This window comes from Oleiphilus sp. HI0128 (genome assembly GCF_001635365.1).
In genome coordinates this window covers 1-1,502 of record NZ_LWGG01000275.1, presented here as the reverse complement: position 1 = coordinate 1,502, position 1,502 = coordinate 1, and the positions used below count along the sequence as shown (strand labels likewise).

The 1,502-nt window shown below is 42.5% G+C and carries 2 protein-coding genes; both read right to left on the bottom strand.

Going from position 1 to position 1,502, the window contains the following annotated elements; all coding sequences use genetic code 11:
- Nucleotides 1-238: 238 nt before the first annotated feature.
- Nucleotides 239-967: a hypothetical protein gene (locus A3763_RS03610; RefSeq protein ID WP_068759890.1), complete on the bottom strand. Its 729-nt coding sequence runs from the start codon at nt 965-967 to the stop codon at nt 239-241.
- Between the two features lie 194 nt (nt 968-1,161).
- Nucleotides 1,162-1,502 (bottom strand): MMPL family transporter (locus tag A3763_RS03605; protein ID WP_156494874.1); only part of this gene is annotated, 341 nt, incomplete at its 5' end.

Sequence of the window (1,502 nt, the reverse complement as noted above, 5' to 3'; positions counted from 1 at the left end):
CTATAATTTCCTAAGATACTCTCTGGCTCCAGAGAGGTATTTGCTATATCCATCGAGTTAACGCTCAACTGATAGACAGTAACACTACCAGCTACCACTACCAGCCCAATAATCGATTTCTTCATTGATTATCATTCCTTAAAATGAAAACAACCCACTTGCTTCACAAGTGGGTTGCCTAATTAAGATATCCAATAGATAGCCTGCTACGATATCAGGTCGCAGGCCCTATCCTCTTTTATAACATTGGCTGCAATACTGGCCAAATAAGGTCAGCGAGCTTTTGCGAGCCACTGGTCGCAGGATGGATACCATCAATAATAATATCGCGGTCATTGATTACTGAGCGAGGGTCGATAAAGGTACAATTTGCTGTAGAGTTCGCACATGCCTGGGCTAAACGCATATCGCCATAATCAACCGCTTCTTCCACATCATCCAACCAAAGTAGTGCATTTTTAGGGTAGTAGTAGCCAAGGAAGATAACGTTTTCAACACCATTTGCATCGATATTATTCAACAAATTAACGACATCAACATACAAGTCGTCAATCAGGTTTTTACAAGAAGAGCTTAAACCCCACCACTGATACCACTCTGTCTTACAGTTGTACCAGTCAAACATAGTAATGATAGGGATAAGAATATCGTTACCTGCAGCATCCATAACGATCGTCTGGATATTCGGATTATCGTTCTTGGCAATCTCGAATTGCGTTGCAATATCAGTTGCATAGATACCGCCCGTTACTTCTGCACCCGAGATAGTATATTGACGGAACGTTTCTCCAGCATAGTCTTCAAGAATATCCTGAATCTTACCGGATAAAGCGAAAATCGAATCCNCAATGGTTACAACTTGATCGTTGTCAGCGTCTGTTACACGGTCATTGCTGACTAGACTACCAACACCGCCACAGCCTGTGAGTCCCGCAGAAATAAGTAATAATGCGATTATTTTCTTCATAATGAGTCCTTTTTATTTTATGTAATGATTGTTTTGTATAATCTTTTTACACAACATCAGCCCACGCTAGACTTGATGTAAAAAAGGCACATTAGCATTATTAGCCGGCGCCTCTCCATGACAGCACTTGCCTGTTTTTGACATTTGCGGTCACGAGTTCAAAGTTGTCGACCCGGTCTCGACTCTGAGTTATCTCAGGCCAGGTCATCTCGATACACAACAAGCTCATCCTCCTCACCATCTTTGACAAAGTAATAGGCGAGCATGGGTAATAGGGTAATTGAGCCAAGCATATTCCAAAGAAACATGAAGGTTAACAGTATCCCCATATCCGCTTGAAATTTGATCGGCGAAAAGATCCAGGTTGTAGTACCGATAGCCAGGGTCAGCCCTGTAAAAGCAACGGCTTTACCCGTTGAGTGGAGCGTATGGAAATAAGCTCTCTGTAAAGTCATGCCTTGCGTTAGGTACTCCTCTAGACGAGAGTAGATATAGATACCGTAATCGACACCTAAGCCCACACCCAAAGCAATAA